The sequence below is a fragment of the Paenibacillus sp. FSL H8-0175 genome, assembly GCF_045040615.1.
In the GTDB taxonomy this organism is placed as follows: Bacteria; Bacillota; Bacilli; order Paenibacillales; family Paenibacillaceae; genus Paenibacillus_AQ; species Paenibacillus_AQ odorifer.
Genome location: NZ_CP150299.1, coordinates 5,028,153 through 5,047,697, shown reverse-complemented (window position 1 = coordinate 5,047,697; position 19,545 = coordinate 5,028,153). Strand labels below are relative to the sequence as shown.

The window sequence follows — 19,545 nt, the reverse complement described above, 5'->3', positions numbered from 1 at the left end:
GATGAAGAGCGCAGATAGAGGGATTCTCTCAGAACATGATTTGAAAAAAACAAGCAATAAGATCGTTTATGGCTTGATGTGCGTGGTTATTTTGATTATGGTGTTTAGCATGCTGTATCCGATCTGTATGACGTTATTTAACGGACTGAAATCGAATCAAGAGGTGAACTCATTCCCACCGCATTTTTTCCCGCAGGAATGGCACTTCAGCAACCTTAAAGAAGCGATGAACTACATTGATCTGCTGATGTTCCTTAAGAACACTATTTATATTTTTGTGGGGAATATGGTCGTGACACTAGTCGTATTGGGAATGTCTGCTTTCAGCATTTCTCGTATGAATGTTCCTTACAGAAAGGCAATTTATTTCTTTTTCCTGATGACATTGTTTATTCCGGCGACCAGCTACATGATTCCCAACTTTGTCAATCTAAAAGAGCTTGGATTACTGAATCAGTACGCTGCCTTTTGGCTGCCGGCTGGTGCGAATACATTCTATTTTCTACTCTTAAAGAACTTTTTTGATGGGATACATCCTGAAATTTTTGAAGCCGCGCGGATTGACGGCTCCTCTGAGCCGAGAAGCTTTTTCTCCATTGCAGTGCCATTGTCGGTTCCGATATTTGCTACGCTGGCGATCTTTATCTTTTCTACTGCATGGAATGACTGGTTCTGGCCATCTCTGGTTATGCACAGTGAAGAGAAATATACGCTCGCGACAGCAATCTATAAATACGTTATTAATGTAAAGGCACTTAATACGAATATTAAATTCGCTATCCTATTTATCGTATCGTTGCCGCCGATCCTTGTCTTCCTGATCTTCCAAAAGTTCATTATGCGTGGCGTCGCATTATCAGCAGTTAAGGGATAAGCGCGGATCGACGAATTTAGTCACGGATCGTAAACATGCACATGAAAGGAATATAAATGCACCTCGTTTGTAAACGATTTCTCTTTTATGATCGATATGTAAGATAACTATGAATTGAAAAGGGGAGTTTCAATGCGTAAGTACTCTAGCGTGCTACTAAGCCTCCTTGTGGCCGGATCATTGTTAACCGCATGCGGCGGTAACAACAATAACGGAAACACAACAGGAAACAAGGAAGGGGAAGCGACTACTGCGCCAACGAATGCTGCAACAGATAATGCTGGCAGTGCTACAGCAGCGCCAACTGATGATATCACACAAAGAAAAGTGACCATCAAAATTCACTATCCAACCCCTGACCTAACCGAAGTTAGAGCACAGGAAGATGACAAGATCAAACGTTTCCAAGAGGAGTATCCGAATGTTGAAATCGTCAAAGACGATTGGCAGTACAATGTAAGTGAAATCGGCATCAAAATGGCAGCGAATGAAGCTCCAACCTTCTTTAACACTTACGCTACAGAAGCAAAATTCCTAGTTGAAAAAGGCTGGGTAGCTGACATTACGGATCTGTGGAATAAATACGAATTTAAGGATCAAATTAACCCGGTTCTCCAAAACCAATTTATCATTGACGGAAAAGTATTCGGCGTAACTCAAAAGGGTTATGTAACAACCACAATGATCAACAAAAAAATGCTGGATGAAAAAGGCGTTGCTGTTCCATCTATGGATTGGACTTGGGATGATATGCTGAATACCGCGAAAGGCGTAGCTGATACCAAAAAAGGGATTTCCGGTATTGCTCCAATGGGTAAAGGGAATGAAGCAGGCTGGAACTGGACCAACTTCCTGTTCGAAGCTGGCGGTGAAATTCAGAAGATTGAAGGCGGTAAGGTTGTAGCTACTTTTAATTCTGAGGCTGGGATTAAAGCGCTGGATTTCTACAAGAAACTTAGATGGGAAGCAAACGCGATTCCTCAGGATTGGGCACTGGGCTGGGGTGATGCTGTAGGCGCATTCCAACAAAGTCGTACAGCAATGGTAATGGCTGGATCTGACGGTGTTATTGAGCAAGCGTTGAATCAAGGCGGTCTGAAACCAGAAGATGTACTTACGTATCCAATGCCTGCGATGGAAAAAGGCGGAAAACACACTGGGGTACTTGGTGGTGACTACCTTGTAATCAATCCAAATGCAACACCAGACGAGCAAGAAATGGCATTCCGTTATATTACATTTGATTACTTCTCCGATAAAGGTCTAGAAGCACTGGATGCGGTTCTGCAACAACGTACAACGGATGGCAAATACTTTATTCCGCCGCTCTTAGATTACTATTCTGCAGATTCTGACTTCGGCAAGAAAACAAAAGCTGTGTATGATAAATATACAAATGTATATCAATACAGCCCTGATATTTTAGGCTTGCTGGACGGTAAACCGGAAGCACAATACAATACACAGGACTACTACGCAACCATGTCCAATGTAATACAAGAGCTGTTCTCCAAAAAAGGAACAGATTCCAAGACACAGCTTGAAGCTGCTGCCAAAACAGTGCAAGAGAAATTCTTCGATACAATTAAAGTAGAATAGGCAAGGAAGAACAGAACCGGCTCCTTTAGGAGTCGGTTTTTTTATGTTTATATTATTGATATTTTTATAAATCAACACGACGGATGGCTTCCGACTATTTTTTAGAGGGTCATGAGAAAAATAGAATGTCAACAAAATTAGATTTGCATTTTTAAAATATTTTTGCGAGCGGAAAGGTAGAAAATGGGTATCGGTTCTTGTCTTTTTAAACATAAACTTTAGATTTAAGGGATAATACAGCATAAATAATGGTAAAAAACCTATAATATGATCGAATGAAAGCGCTTTGAAAACAAATCAAAAAAACTTTATACTTTGTGAAAGATTTCACTATACAAGGTGGAAATGATGTGATAAGATAAATGTGTAGAGAAAAACAACCTAAAAATTGACAGGAGGACGAGGGAGATGGCAGTTAAGAACGAAGTCGCCGCCCAAGTTAAACAAACTACCGCTGAAGAGTATATTCAGACTTTGGTGGATAAAGCGAAAAAAGCACATGAGGCATTCATGGCGCTGGATCAAGAGCAAGTTGACACAATCGTTCATGCAATGGCGTTGGCTGGACTCGACAAACATATGTACCTCGCTAAATTGGCTGTAGAAGAAACTGGCCGCGGGGTTTACGAAGACAAAATTACTAAAAACATCTTCTCGACAGAATATATCTGGCACGGAATTAAATACGATAAAACAGTAGGCGTTATTGAAGACAATGCTTATGAAAGCTTCCAAAAAATTGCTGAGCCCGTCGGAATTGTAATGGGTATCACACCGGTAACCAACCCTACATCCACCACGATGTTTAAAGCGTTGATTTCGATTAAGACACGGAACCCTATTATATTCGGTTTCCACCCATCTGCGCAAGAGTGTAGTGCAGCAGCTGCTAGAATTCTTCATGATGCGGCTGTAAAAGCTGGCGCACCTGAGAATTGTATCCAATGGATTGAAATGCCAACGATGGACAAAACAAACGCTTTGATGAATAACCCTGACGTTGCACTTATTCTTGCAACTGGCGGTTCTGCAATGGTAAAAGCAGCTTATAGCTGTGGTAAACCAGCTCTTGGCGTAGGTCCTGGTAACGTACCTGCATTCATCGAAAAGAGCGCGGATATCGATCAAGCCGTAACGGACATCATTCTTTCCAAAACATTTGATAATGGTATGATCTGTGCTTCCGAGCAAGCTGTTATTATCGAAGAACCAATCTTCGATCAAGTGAAAAAGAAAATGATCGCTAATGGCTGCTACTTTGTTAACAAAGAAGAAGCTGCCAAACTGACTAGCGGCGCTATGAACGTTGATAAATGTGCAGTTAACCCAGCAATCGTAGGACAATCCGCAGTGAAAATTGCTGAAATGTGCGGCATTCAAGTTCCTGCCGGCACTAAGATTCTGGTAGCAGAACTTGAAGGTGTAGGCACTAAATATCCATTGTCCGCTGAAAAATTGAGTCCTGTGCTTGCTTGCTACAAAGTTAAAAACGCAGATCAAGGTATTGAACGCGCAGCACAAGTTGTTGAATTTGGTGGTATGGGCCATAGTTCGGCTATCCACTCCAACAACGAAGAAGTAATCATGAAGTTCTCCAACCGTCTGCAAACAGGACGTATTCTTGTTAACTCGCCTTCCACTCATGGTGCGATCGGCGATATCTATAACACTAACATCCCTTCGTTGACGCTGGGCTGCGGATCTTATGGTCGTAACTCCGTGTCGCAAAACGTTACAGCAATCAATTTGATCAACGTGAAAAGGGTGAATCGTCGTACCGTGAATATGCAATGGTTTAAAGTACCTGACAAGATCTATTTCGAAAAAGGCGCTACTCAGTACCTGACCAAAATGCCTGATATCACACGTGTCGCAATTATCACTGACCCAATGATGGTTAAGCTTGGATATGTTGAGAGAGTTGAACATTACCTGCGTCAACGCCAAACTCCTGTAGCGATCGAAGTGTTCTCGGAAGTTGAACCAGATCCATCAACAACTACAGTTGAAAAAGGTACAGCAATGATGAACAGATTCCAACCGGACTGCATCATCGCACTTGGCGGTGGTTCCCCAATGGATGCTGCAAAAGGAATGTGGTTATTCTATGAACATCCAGACGCAGACTTTAATGGTCTGAAACAAAAATTCATGGATATCCGTAAACGGGTTTACAAATTCCCTAAACTTGGAAACAAAGCTAAGTTTGTAGCGATTCCAACTACTTCGGGTACAGGTTCGGAAGTAACATCTTTCGCAGTTATTACCGATAAAACAACTGAACAACACACTAAATATCCTTTGGCTGACTACGAGCTAACTCCAGACGTAGCTATCATTGATCCAGAGTTCGTATATAGCTTGCCAAAAACTGCTGTAGCTGATACAGGTATGGACGTATTGACACATGCCATCGAAGCTTATGTATCTGTTATGGCGAGTGACTACACGGATGGTCTGGCAATTAAAGCAATCCAATTGGTATTCCAATACCTTGAAAAATCGGCTCTTGAAGGCGACAGAGTTGCCCGTGAAAAAATGCATAACGCATCAACACTTGCTGGTATGGCCTTTGCTAATGCTTTCCTGGGTATTAACCACAGCTTGGCGCATAAATGGGGCGGTCAATATCACACTGCTCACGGTCGTACTAATGCGATCCTTATGCCACACGTTATTCGTTACAATGCTAAGAAACCTACGAAGTTCGCTTCGTTCCCTAAATATTCACACTTCGTAGCTGACGAGCGTTATGCAGAAATCGCCCGTATTCTGGGATTGCCAGCTCGCACAACTGAAGAAGGTGTAACTAGCCTGATCAATGCTATTCGCGACATGAACAAGAAACTGGGTATCGAAGAATCCTTCCAACAATTGGGCTTTGATCCTAAGGATTTTGAATCCCGTGTAGATTACTTGGCTGACCGTGCATTTGAAGATCAATGTACAACTGCCAATCCTAAGCTGCCACTGGTATCTGAACTTGCAGATGTATACCGTAATGCTTTCTACGGAAGATTTGATAATTAATATTTGGTTAAGTAGATAATAGGATGGTTGTGGATTAGATATAAGTGACAAATATCACCCGAAAGGTGATATTTGTCACAGTCTATTTATAGAAAATAAACTAAAATGTTTATATAAACAACGGTCCCATATATGGAACAATGATTGTGAATTTTCGAACAACCATATTTTTCTTGGGATCACGAGACACGGGATCAACCTTCAAGCCCGCGATCTCTACAAATATAATATAAATATAGATGGAGGGATTTAGCATGTCGGTGATTGAAAAAGATGTACAAGAAGTGAAATCCGGTTGGAGAAGTTTTGCAAAAGGTAAATGGTCCAGAAAAGTTGACGTTAACAACTTTATCGCAAGCAACATTAAGCCTTATGAGGGAAACGAAGAATTCCTCGTAGGACCTACTAGTAACACAACTGAACTGTGGAAGATTATTTCCCAATTGAGCAAGGAAGAAAGAGAAAGAGGCGGCGTATGGGATGTTTCCCTAGATACTGTCTCCACAATCACTTCACATGCTCCAGGCTACATTGACAAGGACAAGGAACAAATTGTAGGCGTACAGACTGATGCTCCTTTCAAACGTTCCATCCAGCCATTCGGCGGGATCAAGATGATGGTTGATGCTACGAAGGCTTATGGCTTCGAGCTTCCACAAAACATCGTTGACATGTTTACGAACATTCGCAAAACGCATAACCAAGGCGTATTTGATGCATATACACCAGACATGAGAGCTGTGCGTAAATCCGGCGTAATTACAGGTCTTCCTGATGCTTACGGCCGCGGACGCATCATCGGCGACTACCGCCGCATTGCTCTGTACGGTATTGATTTCCTCATTAAAGACAAAAAACAACAACAAACTGAGCTTGAAGTAGATTCCATGACTGAAGATATCATTCGTTTGCGTGAAGAGCTGTCTGAGCAAATTCGTGCACTTGGCGAATTGAAAGAAATGGCAGCTGCTCATGGTATGGATATTTCCAGACCGGCGACCAACTTCAAAGAAGCTACTCAATGGGTATACTTCGGATATCTGGCAGCAGTTAAAGAGCAAAATGGTGCGGCGATGTCCCTGGGCCGTGTGTCCTCTTTCCTAGACATCTATGCAGAACGCGATATTGCTGAAGGTACTTTGACTGAAGAACAAGTACAAGAAATCGTCGATCATTTCGTAATGAAACTGCGTATCGTGAAATTCTTGCGTACACCTGACTATAATGATCTGTTCTCCGGCGACCCAACATGGGTAACTGAATCCATCGGTGGTATGGCTGAAGACGGAACAACTCGTGTTACCAAGAACAGCTTCCGTTTCTTGAACACCCTGTACAACTTGGGTCCAGCTCCGGAGCCAAACTTAACTGTACTGTGGTCCGAAAAATTGCCTGAAGCCTTCAAAAAATATTGTGCCAAGGTTTCCATCGAAACTAGTGCAATTCAGTATGAAAATGACGATGTAATGCGTCCATACTGGGGTGAAGATTATGCGATTGCTTGCTGCGTATCTCCAATGCGTATCGGTAAACAAATGCAGTTCTTCGGTGCTCGTGCCAACCTGGCAAAAGCATTACTGTATGCTATCAATGGTGGTGTAGATGAAAAATCCGGAGCACAAGTTGGACCGGAATTCCCAGCGATCACTTCTGAATATCTGGATTATGACGAAGTAATGAAACGTTTCAAACCGATGATGGAGTGGTTGGCTAAGACTTATGTTAACACTTTGAACATCATTCACTATATGCATGACAAATATTCTTACGAACGTATCGAAATGGCGCTGCATGACCGTGACATTCTGCGTACGATGGCTTGTGGTATTGCTGGGCTGTCCGTTGCAGCTGACTCACTAAGCGCAATTAAATACGCCAAAGTAAAACCTATTCGTAACGAACAAGGTATTGCGATCGATTTCGAAACCGAAGGCGAATTCCCTTGCTACGGTAACAATGACGATGCTGTTGACAGCATCGCAGTAGAATTGGTTGAAACCTTCATGACTATGATCCGTAAAAACAAAACATATCGTGATTCTGTGCCGACTCAATCGGTACTGACCATTACTTCGAATGTAGTGTACGGTAAGAAGACAGGTACTACACCTGACGGACGTAAGAAAGGTGAACCTTTCGCACCAGGTGCTAACCCAATGCACGGACGTGACAAGAAAGGCGCCTTGGCTTCCCTGAACTCTGTAGCTAAACTGCCTTACTCCGATGCACAAGATGGTATCTCTAATACGTTCTCCATCGTACCTAAGGCACTTGGTAAAGACGAGGATTCCCGTAAGTCTAACCTGGTACACATGATGGATGGATACTTCCATAACAACGCTCAGCATTTGAATGTTAACGTATTTAACCGTGAACAGCTGATGGACGCTATGGAGCACCCAGAGAATTATCCACAATTGACTATCCGTGTATCCGGTTATGCAGTTAACTTCATCAAGCTGACTCGTGAACAACAAATGGATGTAATCAACCGTACATTCCACGGTTCGATGTAATTTGTTCCTGTCATGAAGATCTTTGAATTAGTACTACTATTGAAATAATTGCAAGGAAGATACCGCCCTTGTCTCAAGGGCGGTAATATCTTGTTTGAGAATTGTTAAAATTTTAAATTTTATTGCCGCGATATAGGGATATGACAGTCTCAAGGACAGGGATCTTCATCGTTGAAAAAGGGACTGTTAGTCTGGCGTGGCGAAAGGATGACATCCTATGATTAAAGGTCGCATACATTCTTTGGAAACCTTTGGAACCGTTGATGGACCTGGTATTCGATTTGTCTTATTTATGCAAGGCTGCTTGCTGAAATGTCAGTATTGCCATAACCCTGATACCTGGGCTTTAGATGAAGGTAAAGAAATGACTCTAGAAGAAGTGCTTTCGGAAATCGAGCCATATATAAACTACTATCGTTCATCCGGTGGCGGGTTAACTGTATCCGGTGGAGAACCAACCTTGCAGGCGCAATTTGTAAAGCAGTTATTTACGGAAGTGAAGAAGCGTTGGAATTTGCACACCACATTAGACAGTAATGGTTACAACGAAGGTGACAAGATTAATGACTTATTGGATGTAACAGATTTGGTTATGCTTGATCTGAAGCATATTGATGAAGAAGCGCATATCAAATTAACCGGTAAATCCAATGATCGAACTTTGAAGCTTGCACGCTGGCTCTCAGACCATAATCGTAAGATGTGGATCCGACATGTATATGTTCCTGGTATTCATGATCGTGAAGAGGATCTCATTAACTTAGGTCGTTATATTGGAACCTTAAATGGCGTCGAGAAATTCGAAATCTTACCTTATCATCAGATGGGTATCTATAAATGGGAAATGCTCGGCAAAGCTTATGAACTGGATGGAGTACCTTCTCCAACAGAAGAAGAAGTGCAACGGGCATACCGCTTGGTCGAAGAAGGTCGTAAGCAAACGGCATTGGTATAATAGATATTTATTTTTAAGAGAGACCGTACCCTCAGTGGTTGATCACTGAAGGTGCGGTTTTTTGTTATGAGGAAGTAAAAAGGGAGGGGTTAAAGCTCCTCTGAGGGGGAATTTTATATTATTCCTAATAAAGACATGCTATAGTTACACGTGGTTTATGGGGTAGATAATAAATAAATATGTCAGGTAATATGACTAATTTAATATTTTAATTAAATGTTTTTAAAGAAAAACAAACTTTTGTGATGAGAAAAACAAATGAATAAAGCGATTTAACATTTTAATGTTATAAAATATAACTTATCATGTAGTTGATTCCGCTTACATTAGAGATTTTTATCCCTATAGTGGATGAATCTTAACCTTACGATAATGAAGTCTGTTTTCTATAATAAGAAGTGTAAAGCACATCAATATATAGGGAGGGTCACAAGAAATGAAAAAAAGTATGACTTTGCTATTGTCCCTGATTTTCGTATCATCAGCTTTACTGACTGGTTGCGGAGGCAACAACAATGCGTCTTCTAACAAAGGAGATGGAAACGCTACCGCGACTAACTCAGCCGCTACAAATGCTCCAGCAACAGAAGAACCGGTAAATAACGAGCCATTTGAAATGACGATTCGTCACACTCAAATCGGTGCAGACAAGCAGAAACGTCTGGCTATTCTCGAAGAAGTAGTTAACAAAGTACAAGAGGATGTACCGGGTCTGACCTTTAAACTCGATGGGGTAGATTCAGATGTAAACCGTAAAGAAAAATTGCGTGGTGAAATGGCTGCGGGTAATCCACCGGAAATCTTCGATCTGTTCGGTAGCCCTGACTCCAAGATCTATGCTAAAGAAGGTAAATTACTTGACCTGACTCCAATTCTTGAGGAACTTGGAATTAAGGATAAATTCTCAAATCTAGATCCTTTCACTTATGAAGGAAAAATCTATGGATTGCCTATCGGTGGTTCTGGTGAAGGTTTCTTCTATAACAAAGAATACTATACAAGCAAGGGCTGGAAGGCTCCAACAACATTTGCTGAATTGGAACAACAATTGGCTGATATCAAGGCTGATGGAAAAGTACCTTTGGCTGGTGCATCCAAAGCTGGTTGGGTACCACTTATGTTAGCTAACCACCTGTGGTCACGTTATGCAGGTCCGGATGTAACTGCTAAATTTGCAACAGGCGAAGCTAAATGGTCTGATCCAAATGTAGTAAAAGGATTTGCGAAATACAAAGAATGGGTTGATAAAGGCTACTTCAAAAAAGGCGAACTTGGCTTTGAATATGCTGAATACACAACACAATTCACTAGTGGTGAAGCGATCCTGCTGTATGATGGTACTTGGAAATCCTCCGTATTTAAAACGGGCCAATCTGGCGAAGGTTTGATTGGTAAAGTTGGATTCTTCAACATCCCAGCAGTTGAAGGCGGAGCGGGTGACCAAACTGCATTGATGCGCGATGTGAACAATGGTTATGGTTTCTCTGCATCTGCTGAGAAAGATCCACGTCAATTGGCTGCTGTGAAATCTTTTATTAAAAACTTATTTAATGAAGAAATGCAATTGCGCGGACTTGTTGAAGATGGTGTATTGCCAGCAATGAAGATTGACCAAAACGTATTGAATGAGAATATTACTGATGATCTGATGAGCGAAATCGTAGGTGTACTTAACAACTCACAATCTTCGTTCCCAGCATTTGACTCTCTTGTTCAAGCTGATGTAACTACAGAAATCAGTAACATTCAAATTCAAAAACTGATTGGCGATCAGACGACTCCTGAGAAAATGGGCGAAGCTTTGCAAAAGGTACAAGAAGAAGCAAACGCAGCAGTTGAATAAATAGCTGCAAACTGAATGTACCCTGGTGCTAAATCCAGGGTACATTTTTAAAATCAAAGAAAATATGTGTTTGCACTTGATCTGAAGCATTCACTATTCGCCAGATGTCAAAGCAACCGGAGGTAGTCATGAATAAAGCATTAAGAAATCCAGTGGTATTTTTCCTTTTCGTTCTTCCAGCATTGATATTGTTCACGATGTTTTTCATTTACCCCATTTTTAGTTCTATTTATTACAGCTTTACTAGTTGGAACGGTGTATCGGAGACGGTTAAATCAGCCGGATTAAGTAATTATGAGAAAGCACTAGGAGATGAACGATTCTGGATATCCGTTAAAAACAACGGTTGGTTTATTCTTTTCTCCGTATGTATACAGGTACCGTTGATCGTATTCTTCTCGTTATTAATTTCTAATGTGAAGAAGTTAAAGGGCTTATATAAGACAGCAGTCTTTATGCCTTCCATTATGTCTACAGCGGTTATCGGTATTCTCTGGGGGTTTATCTATGAGCCCAACATTGGACTTTTTAATAAGCTCCTTAGTCTAGTAGGAATTAATCCTATTTACTGGCTGTCAGATGAAAGATTTGCAATGCTTTCTATTTTGTTGACGAATGCTTGGCAGTGGACTGGATTTTATATCGTTATGGTCCTAGCGGCGATTCTAGCTATTCCTGGTGAATTGGATGAAGCTGCAGCCATTGACGGCGCAACTGGATTTCAACGCGCTACTCGTATCACGCTTCCACTAATCGTACCGATCATCTCGGTTGTAATTATGCTATCCATTGCTGGAGCAATGAAAGCTGCGGATATCGTCATCGTTATGACTAAGGGGGGACCTGCAGGTTCAACCGATGTAATGGCAACATACATGATTAAATATGCGATCACGAACTTTAAGTATGGATACGGAAATGCCATCGCTGTCCTGATCTTTGCGTTTACACTGGTGGTTACAGTCCTTTATCAGCTGCTGATTGCACGTCGTACAGAAAGGATTGAATACTGATGCCACGCGCCCTGAAAAAGAGTCTGCCACATATTGCCCTTTTATTCTATTTGTTAGTGATCCTGTTTCCTTTCCTATTCGTATTATTCTCTTCTGTGAAAAAGGATAACAATGAGATTGCGCTTAATCCTTTCGGTATTCCAAAGGAATTCGTCTTCAACAACTACGTGGAAGCTTGGGTAAATGCCAAGATCAGTACTTACTTTTTCAACAGTTTGTACATTTCGATCCTTGCCTCTGTAGTGTCCATTCTGCTTGCGTCTATGTTTGCTTTTGCGGTTACACGGATGCGTCAGGGGAAATGGAATACTATTTTGTTCTCACTGGTTTTAGTGGGAATGCTCATTCCGAATAATGCTTTAATGCTGCCGATTTATACGATTGTACGTAAGTTAGGAATACTGAACACCCACTGGGCGTTGATCATTCCTTATATCGCCAATGCGATTCCATTTACCATCATTATTTTAGCAGCATTTATGCGAAATTTACCTAGAGAAATAGAAGAAGCTGCGGTCATGGATGGCTTGAAGGCACCGGGTATCTTTGCTAGAATTATTGTACCTCTAACGGTTCCGGCTATGGTTACTGTATTCATTGTTAATTTCCTGGGAAATTGGAACGAGTTCTTGCTAGCTAACTACTTCCTGTCGAATGACGAGCTGCGAACGCTTCCAGTAGGTATGGTCCAATTCCGTGATCAATACCAGATGAACTATGCACAAATGTCAGCCGGTATCGTCTTCAGCGTACTGCCGGTAATTATCATTTATGCAATTCTTCAGGAGAAGATTATTGAAGGTGTGACAGCGGGCGGCGTAAAAGGATAACTTTATTCTCAGTCAGGAGCACTAGCCGATGAATTTGCGCTATAAATTATTTACGGCATTTTTGGGCCTGATTATCATTCCTTTATTTATTCTAGGCATGCTTATGTTTTTTGTGACTTATAATTCTATTGAAAAAAAGTACAGCCAGCAGTCGGAATACTCACTTAAAGCGATTAGTTACAGTATTTCTAATGTATTAAAAGATATGGATAACGTTACAGACAACGGAATTGCTACCTCGGTGTTTCATATGGCCCTTAGTGCAGATGATCCTAACAACCAGGATTTGACTGATGCTGAGCAACTGAATCTGAATGCGAGCCAGCGCAATTTCCGTAGTCTGTTGTTTAATCATCCATCGATCAGTTATGCATTTTTGTACAATTTTAACGGTAGAGGTAACTCTGAAATCGTGTCGCTTTTTAACAAGGAAAATTTCCGAACGCTACCCTATGATACATTCAAAAAAAGTGATCTGTACCAGGAAGTTATGGACTTAAATGGTGTGCCGAAATGGCTGGCTCCTCACGAGTATCCCGAGCTTACGGGTACTGAACCTGTGTTTACACAAATTCGGCTAGTGAAGGAATTGAGCTTCTTTCAGAACATAGGTATCCTAGTTGTGCAGATCAAGAATTGGGAGTTCGAATCCATATTTCGCAATTTAAAAATTGGGGATAGCAATCAGGATGTTTCCTTTATGCTTGTAAATGATGATGGAATGATTCTTTTTGACCCAGATCAAAAGCTGGATGGACAGGACTTCCAGTCTTTCGCGGATAAAGAGATTACCTTTAAAAAAGGGTTTCAGAGTTTCAAAACAGAGTACAACGGGGAGAAAAGCATTCTTTCCATGTATCATTTGAAGGACTATCCATGGAGTCTGGTATCTGTGACTTCTTGGGATACGTTGTCTCATGAAGTTACAGTATTTGCTCGCTGGTTCGTCGCTGTGATTTTCCTTTGCTTATTGGCAGCTGTGATCTTCAATTTATTTTTTATGAACCGGATTACCGGCGGCATCGCTGTCATTGTTCGTTTTATGCGCCGGGTTGAAGACGGAGATCTGACCACTAGGGTAGAAGTTAAAGGGAATGATGAGCTAACGCTGCTTGCTAAGGGTTTTAATGATCTTATGGATAAAATCAATGGATTGTTTAACAGAATTCATGTGGAGCAGCGTCGCAAGAATCAAGCTGAGATGCGTGTTCTGCAGGCACAGATTAAACCACATTTTTTATTCAATACATTAGAATCAATCAATGTTCTCGCTATTCAGAATGAAGGCAAAAAAGTTAGTGAGATGGTCTACAGGCTGGCTAGTATTTTGCGAATCAGCATTCAGGATCGGGAAGAGATTACGCTGGATGAAGAAGTTAAACATTTACGCAATTATTTGGATATACAAAAATTCCGCTTTGAAGATTTGTTCGAATACGAGATCGATATTCCGAATGAATTGATGAGTTGCGGTATCCTTAAACTCACGTTACAACCGCTTGTAGAGAACAGCATTCAACATGGATTTGAGGGCATTGATTACAAAGGTCATGTTTCTGTGAAAGTTTGGGAGAAGCAGGGGGATTTGATTTTACGTATTGAAGATAATGGTATTGGTATTACACCTTCTCAGTTGGCTATTTTTCAATATATTGTGAATGATCCTGTGGAGCAAGAAGTTAAGGCTGAACGGGATAACCGGATGAATCTTGAACGCAGAGGTCTTGGTATTCGCAGTGTAGCAGATCGCATCCGCATTGAATACGGTGACAGGTACGGAATATTTATCTGTTCTAGTCCAGGTCATGGTACTATTATCCAATGTGTCATACCTAAATACGAGCAGGGGGAAGATCATTATGCTAAAAGTATTATTGGTTGATGACGAAGCCCCAATTCTGAATAATCTGAACAGGGTGTTGCCTTGGCAGGAGATGGGGATGGAGGTTGTCGGTATGGCGCGAAGCGGAATGGATGCTTTGCGTATTGCCGAGGAGAAACAGCCTGATCTTGTGTTATGTGACATCCGTATGCCAGTGATGGACGGGTTAACTTTTATCGGTAAGTTGCGGGAGATGGGATTGGATAGCGAGGTGCTGCTTCTTACCGGATATCAGGAGTTTGATTATGCACGGGAAGCGATTCGGCTAGGTGTTAAAGAGTATATTTGTAAGCCGATACATTATGAAGAGCTTGGCAATAAGGTACGGGAGATTGGGGCTAAGATCCGTAGTAAGCAGTTTAAGAATAAACTGTATAATAGCATTCCAATTTTTCAGGAAATCCCTGAAGGTGAAGATGATTCTGGCAAAAAAACACCGGATCAGCTGATGAACCAAGCAGCTAAGTACATCACAGAACATCTCCATTCTGATATTGGGATTGAGGAAGTGGCGAATAAGATCGGGATTAGTGGCAGTTATTTCTGTCTCTTGTTTAAGAATCGTTTTGCTATGACTTTCGTGGAATACGTGACCCTACAACGAATTGAAGCTGCTAAGTTTATGCTAACTAACAGCGATAAGAGTATTACGATGATTGGCTCGGGAGTTGGCTATCAGGAGCGGCGTTATTTTACCAAGGTATTTCAGAAGCAGACAGGGATGTCGCCTAAGGAGTATCGCGACCGATGCCGGACCGAAGTGCAGTGAGGTTAGCTGCTGAGTGGTGAGGTTAGCGTCGCTCCAAGGAATGTTTGGACTTCCGGTCGCTGTTATCCTCAGATTTCTTGATTAGATACCGCTATTAGCGGTTGAAATCCGAGGATAAAGGCGAACGCTACGCTCCTACAGTTCCAAACTTCCTCTCCGTTCCTTCTCCCTCACCCCTCTTCGTAGTATAGGGGCCGTCCCACACCTGCGGATGTGGGCCTCTCTGGGAACACAAGGACTGATTGCCTAGTTAATTTAAGGCAGGAATTATCAACCAGCCTTTGGCTGTGATAAATGCGATTAAGGTACATAAGCTATGATTAATTAAATTTTTTGCCTCTATATAGAGGCTGAAGAGATGGTTTTCCTCGATTTTCGAGGATAATCGTCTCTTTTTTTATAGAAATATAATATGTTTCCTATACTCCCATAAATTATCATATGTTTTAATTAGAGTGTAAGGAGGATACACAAAACGTTAGGCAAGCAAGAGTAATTGGGGCTTAAGAATGGGATGATGGAGAATGGGGGAACCAAAAATGAGTGTGACGAATCCTTCCGTCAGCTTGTCAGAAGTAAAGAAACCAGGCAGGGGAAGAACGCCGAATTTTCTTAGAGTAATGAAGAAATATTGGGTGTTCTATTTGATGATGTTACCTGCGATAGTGATTCTAATCATCAATAATTACATACCGATGTTAGGGACGGTAATTGCATTTAAGGATATCAATTACCAAAAAGGGATTCTGGGTAGTGATTGGGTCGGGTTAGCGAACTTTAAATATTTAATCTCGACGGAGACGGCCTGGATCATTACGAGGAATACGTTATTGTATAATACAGCGTTTATTATACTGACGCTATTTTTTTCGCTGGCTTTCGCAATTATGTTTAACGAAATGCGCAGCAGATGGCTATCGAAATTCCATCAAAGCGCTATGTTTCTCCCTTATTTTCTCTCTTGGGTCGTCGTAAGTTACTTAGTATACGGCTTTCTGAGTGCAGAGCATGGGTTCATGAACAAGACATTACTCCCGTTCTTTGGGGTAGATCCTATCGAATGGTATTCACAGTCCAAATATTGGCCTGGGATTCTAGTAATTGTGAAGATATGGAAAGAGATTGGGTATACAACGGTTATTTATATGGCCGCTATTATTGGAATAGATAATGAATATTATGAGGCTGCACTAATTGATGGAGCTTCTAAATGGAAGCAGATTCGAAAAATCACACTGCCGCTAATCAGCCCAGTTATTATAGTAATGACGCTGCTGCAGATAGGTAGGATTTTTAACGCAGACTTCGGATTATTCTTTCAGGTTACGAGAAATGCAGGAGCGTTATACTCGACGACGCAGGTTATCGACACATATGTATATCAAACCTTCCTCGCAATCGGTGATATAGGAATGTCTTCAGCCGCGGGTCTCGTTCAATCTGTTGTAGGATTTCTATTGATTTTCTTAGCGAATCTAGCAGTGCGGCGAATCAGTAAAGATGATGCTTTATTCTAAAGGGAGGTGGGAGTGTTGAGCCAGACAGAAACAGCAATAGGGTCGTCACGGCGTACAGGGAAGCGCACAAAACGGCAAAGACAACCCAATGAAATATCTAATATATCTAATTTGCTAATTAATATATTCTTTTGGATATACACAGCGATTTGTGTGGTGCCGCTGATCCTCGTAGTTATTGTATCGTTTTCGGACGAGAATTCCGTTATCCAGAACGGCTACAGCTTTTTTCCTAACAAGTGGGATATTTCTTCTTATGAATTTCTGTTAAAAGATTATTGGCAAATTATCGATGCAGCTTCCGTTTCGTTATTTGTGACTGTGGTGGGCACGATTCTGAGTCTTATCATTATGGCTATGTACGCTTACCCTATCTCACGTGGAGATTTTCCACATCGTAATTTCTTCTCATTTTTTATGTTTTTTACAATGTTGTTTAATGGGGGCCTTGTGCCTTGGTATCTGGTCTACACGCGAATGATGCATATGAAGGATACGTTATGGATTCTAATTATGCCGCTGCTGGTTTCTGCTTTCTTTGTTATCATCTTACGGACCTTTTTTGCCAATACCATACCGCCAGCTTTAATCGAATCTGCGAAGATCGATGGGGCACCAGAATTCCGGATCTTCGTTCAAATTATTTTGCCTTTGTCTATGCCAGTGTTAGCTACAGTAGGTTTGTTTCAGACCCTGGCCTATTGGAATGATTGGTACCTTAGTTTGATCTTTATCTCACCCGAAGGTCATGTCAATTTACAATACCTAATGTATAAGACGATGCTGAATGTTCAATTCCTGACAGCAAGTCCTCAGGCGATGGCTGCCTTGGCTGCACAGGGTGTAGAAATCAATATTCCAACAGAAACGGTAAGAATGGCGATGGCTGTTATTGGTATCGGACCTATCGTGTTTGTATATTCCTTCTTCCAGAAGTATTTTATTAAAGGGCTTACCGTGGGTGCTGTCAAAGGTTAAGGACGATTGTAATGGCTTAATTCGGCCGCTTTATGCTAAGGTGTGAACGGCCGATTCAGCATATATAAATATTTTGAGGGAGGTTATGGTGTATATGAAAGCTGTTAGAAAAAGCGCACTAATGACACTATTGCTAACGATGGTACTGAGTCTTAGTTTAGCAGGCTGCGGTGGGAATAACGGGAATAATGAAGCAGCTTCACCTGCTCCAAGCGAAAATGCAACCGCTACCAATGCTGCTGCTACGGATGAGCCAGCCGCGGATCCTACTGCCGAACCGGCAAAAGAATTGGAGCCTTATACCGTCAAGTTAATTTATGTCGGTGCCGTGCAAAAGGATGAAAAAGCTGTAGAAGATGAAATCAATAAGTTATTGGAACCTAAAATAAACGCCAAATTGGATATCGCACCGATCGATTGGGGTCCATGGGACAATGATGTCAATCTGAAAATTGCGAGTCAGGAAAAATTCGATATCATCTTTACAGCTCAATGGAAGAACTACGTAACGAATGCAGCTAAAGGCGCTTATCTCCCGATTAATGACGATAGCGGCAAATATGGTAATCTCCTAAATGAATACGGCCAAGGGATTCTAAAAAATCTGGATCCACAATTCTTAAAAGGTTCAGCGATCAATGGTGTGAATTATGCTGTTCCTACAAACAAGGAGCTGGCTGCACAAGGTGGGGTTGTCTATCGCTCCGATATTGCGGATGAACTGGGCATCGATATGTCGAATGTGAAATCCATTCAAGATCTGGATGCAGTTCTCAAAGTAGTGAAGGAGAAAAGACCTGACCTGACTCCATTGTATTTCAAACAAGGTGAGACCTTTAACTCACAATACATGGCACAATACGATACCCTTGGTGATGCTGCCATTCCTGGTGTTCTGCTTAAAGATTCCTCAGATACTAAGATTCAATCGATGATTGAGATGGATCGTTATAAAGAAATCATTAAACTTACTCGTGAGTATATGAAGAAAGGTTACATTAACAAAGACGCAGCTGTTGCTACGAATTCGACTCAGGATGCAATGAAGGCTGGCAATGTCTTTATGACAGTGCAATCGCTTAAACCGGGTAAAGATAGTGAGCTGGCTAACGCTACCGGCTTGGTTGGCAAGCTGAAACAAATTGCATTCAATGATCCAACGATTTCTACAAGTGATGCGGCTGGATCGATGCTTGCGATCTCTGCTTCCTCTGGTGATCCGGCCCGGGCCATGATGGTGCTAGATATTCTGCACACAGATAAAGATATCAACAATCTGCTTGTTTTCGGTATAAAAGGTGTGCACTATGAAGTCGTAAGTGGTGATACGATCAAAGCTACAGATAAAACAGCTGATTATAATACGGCTGCAGCTTGGATGCTTGGAAGTCAATTCCTGAACCCCGTGTGGGAAAGTGAAGCTCCAGACAAATGGGAACAATTCAAAGCCTTTAACTCTAAAGGTAAAGCCTCTGTAGCGCTTGGTTTCAACTTCGATGCCTCCTCAATGAAGACTGAAATGGCTGCTTGTAAAGCTGTAATGGATGAATACGACATCAGCTTGGATACGGGTTCTGTTGATCCTGATACCGTACTGACTAAGTATGCTGATAAGCTGAAAAAGGCAGGGCTCGATAAGATTATTGCAGAGAAACAAAAACAGCTGGATGCTTTCCTGGCTGCGCAAAAATAAAGCGAAAATGAATTCAAAAAAGGCTCTCCCCGGCAGGCTGATTTAG

At 41.6% G+C, this 19,545-nt stretch carries 13 protein-coding genes; all 13 read left to right on the top strand.

Annotation, left to right across the window (positions count from 1 at the left end; genetic code table 11):
* Position 1: 1 nt before the first annotated feature.
* The 13 genes from MHH46_RS22585 to MHH46_RS22525 all read left to right on the top strand — a co-directional run bounded on the left by MHH46_RS22585 (position 2) and on the right by MHH46_RS22525 (position 19,499).
* Positions 2-874, top strand: coding sequence for a carbohydrate ABC transporter permease (locus tag MHH46_RS22585; RefSeq protein ID WP_036682930.1), 873 nt, complete (start codon positions 2-4; stop codon positions 872-874).
* A 132-nt stretch (positions 875-1,006) separates the two neighbouring features.
* Positions 1,007-2,473, top strand: a complete 1,467-nt coding sequence (locus tag MHH46_RS22580) for an ABC transporter substrate-binding protein (protein ID WP_076129626.1) — start codon at positions 1,007-1,009, stop codon at positions 2,471-2,473.
* 408 nt (positions 2,474-2,881) lie between these two features.
* A complete protein-coding gene (gene adhE, locus MHH46_RS22575; RefSeq protein ID WP_038572553.1) occupies positions 2,882-5,503 on the top strand; it encodes a bifunctional acetaldehyde-CoA/alcohol dehydrogenase in 2,622 nt (873 codons plus the stop codon).
* Between the two features lie 254 nt (positions 5,504-5,757).
* Complete coding sequence (gene pflB / locus MHH46_RS22570) at positions 5,758-8,019, top strand: formate C-acetyltransferase (RefSeq protein ID WP_076184179.1); 2,262 nt, start codon at positions 5,758-5,760, stop codon at positions 8,017-8,019.
* A gap of 217 nt (positions 8,020-8,236) precedes the next feature.
* Entirely contained in the window at positions 8,237-8,974 is a 738-nt protein-coding gene (pflA, locus tag MHH46_RS22565; RefSeq protein ID WP_036682920.1) for a pyruvate formate-lyase-activating protein, read from the top strand.
* A 436-nt stretch (positions 8,975-9,410) separates the two neighbouring features.
* Entirely contained in the window at positions 9,411-10,817 is a 1,407-nt protein-coding gene (locus MHH46_RS22560) for an extracellular solute-binding protein (RefSeq protein WP_076129628.1), read from the top strand.
* A 128-nt stretch (positions 10,818-10,945) separates the two neighbouring features.
* Entirely contained in the window at positions 10,946-11,830 is an 885-nt protein-coding gene (locus MHH46_RS22555) for a carbohydrate ABC transporter permease (protein ID WP_036682917.1), read from the top strand.
* Positions 11,830-12,660 carry a carbohydrate ABC transporter permease gene (locus tag MHH46_RS22550; protein WP_036682912.1) on the top strand — a complete coding sequence of 277 codons (831 nt, stop codon included), beginning with the start codon at positions 11,830-11,832 and terminating at the stop codon, positions 12,658-12,660. The genes MHH46_RS22555 and MHH46_RS22550 overlap by 1 nt, the downstream gene beginning before the upstream one ends.
* 28 nt (positions 12,661-12,688) lie before the next feature.
* On the top strand, positions 12,689-14,542 hold the full coding sequence (locus MHH46_RS22545) for a sensor histidine kinase (RefSeq protein ID WP_076129629.1): 1,854 nt from the start codon (positions 12,689-12,691) through the stop codon (positions 14,540-14,542).
* Positions 14,520-15,311 (top strand): response regulator, encoded by a 792-nt coding sequence (locus MHH46_RS22540; RefSeq protein ID WP_036682908.1) that lies wholly within the window; start codon positions 14,520-14,522, stop codon positions 15,309-15,311. The genes MHH46_RS22545 and MHH46_RS22540 overlap by 23 nt, the downstream gene beginning before the upstream one ends.
* Positions 15,312-15,835: 524 nt before the next feature.
* Positions 15,836-16,828, top strand: a complete 993-nt coding sequence (locus MHH46_RS22535; RefSeq protein ID WP_305953563.1) for a sugar ABC transporter permease — start codon at positions 15,836-15,838, stop codon at positions 16,826-16,828.
* A gap of 15 nt (positions 16,829-16,843) precedes the next feature.
* Positions 16,844-17,806 carry a carbohydrate ABC transporter permease gene (locus MHH46_RS22530; RefSeq protein ID WP_235219483.1) on the top strand — a complete coding sequence of 321 codons (963 nt, stop codon included), beginning with the start codon at positions 16,844-16,846 and terminating at the stop codon, positions 17,804-17,806.
* Positions 17,807-17,900: 94 nt separating this feature from the next.
* Positions 17,901-19,499 (top strand): ABC transporter substrate-binding protein, encoded by a 1,599-nt coding sequence (locus MHH46_RS22525; RefSeq protein WP_076193080.1) that lies wholly within the window; start codon positions 17,901-17,903, stop codon positions 19,497-19,499.
* Positions 19,500-19,545: the final 46 nt, after the last annotated feature.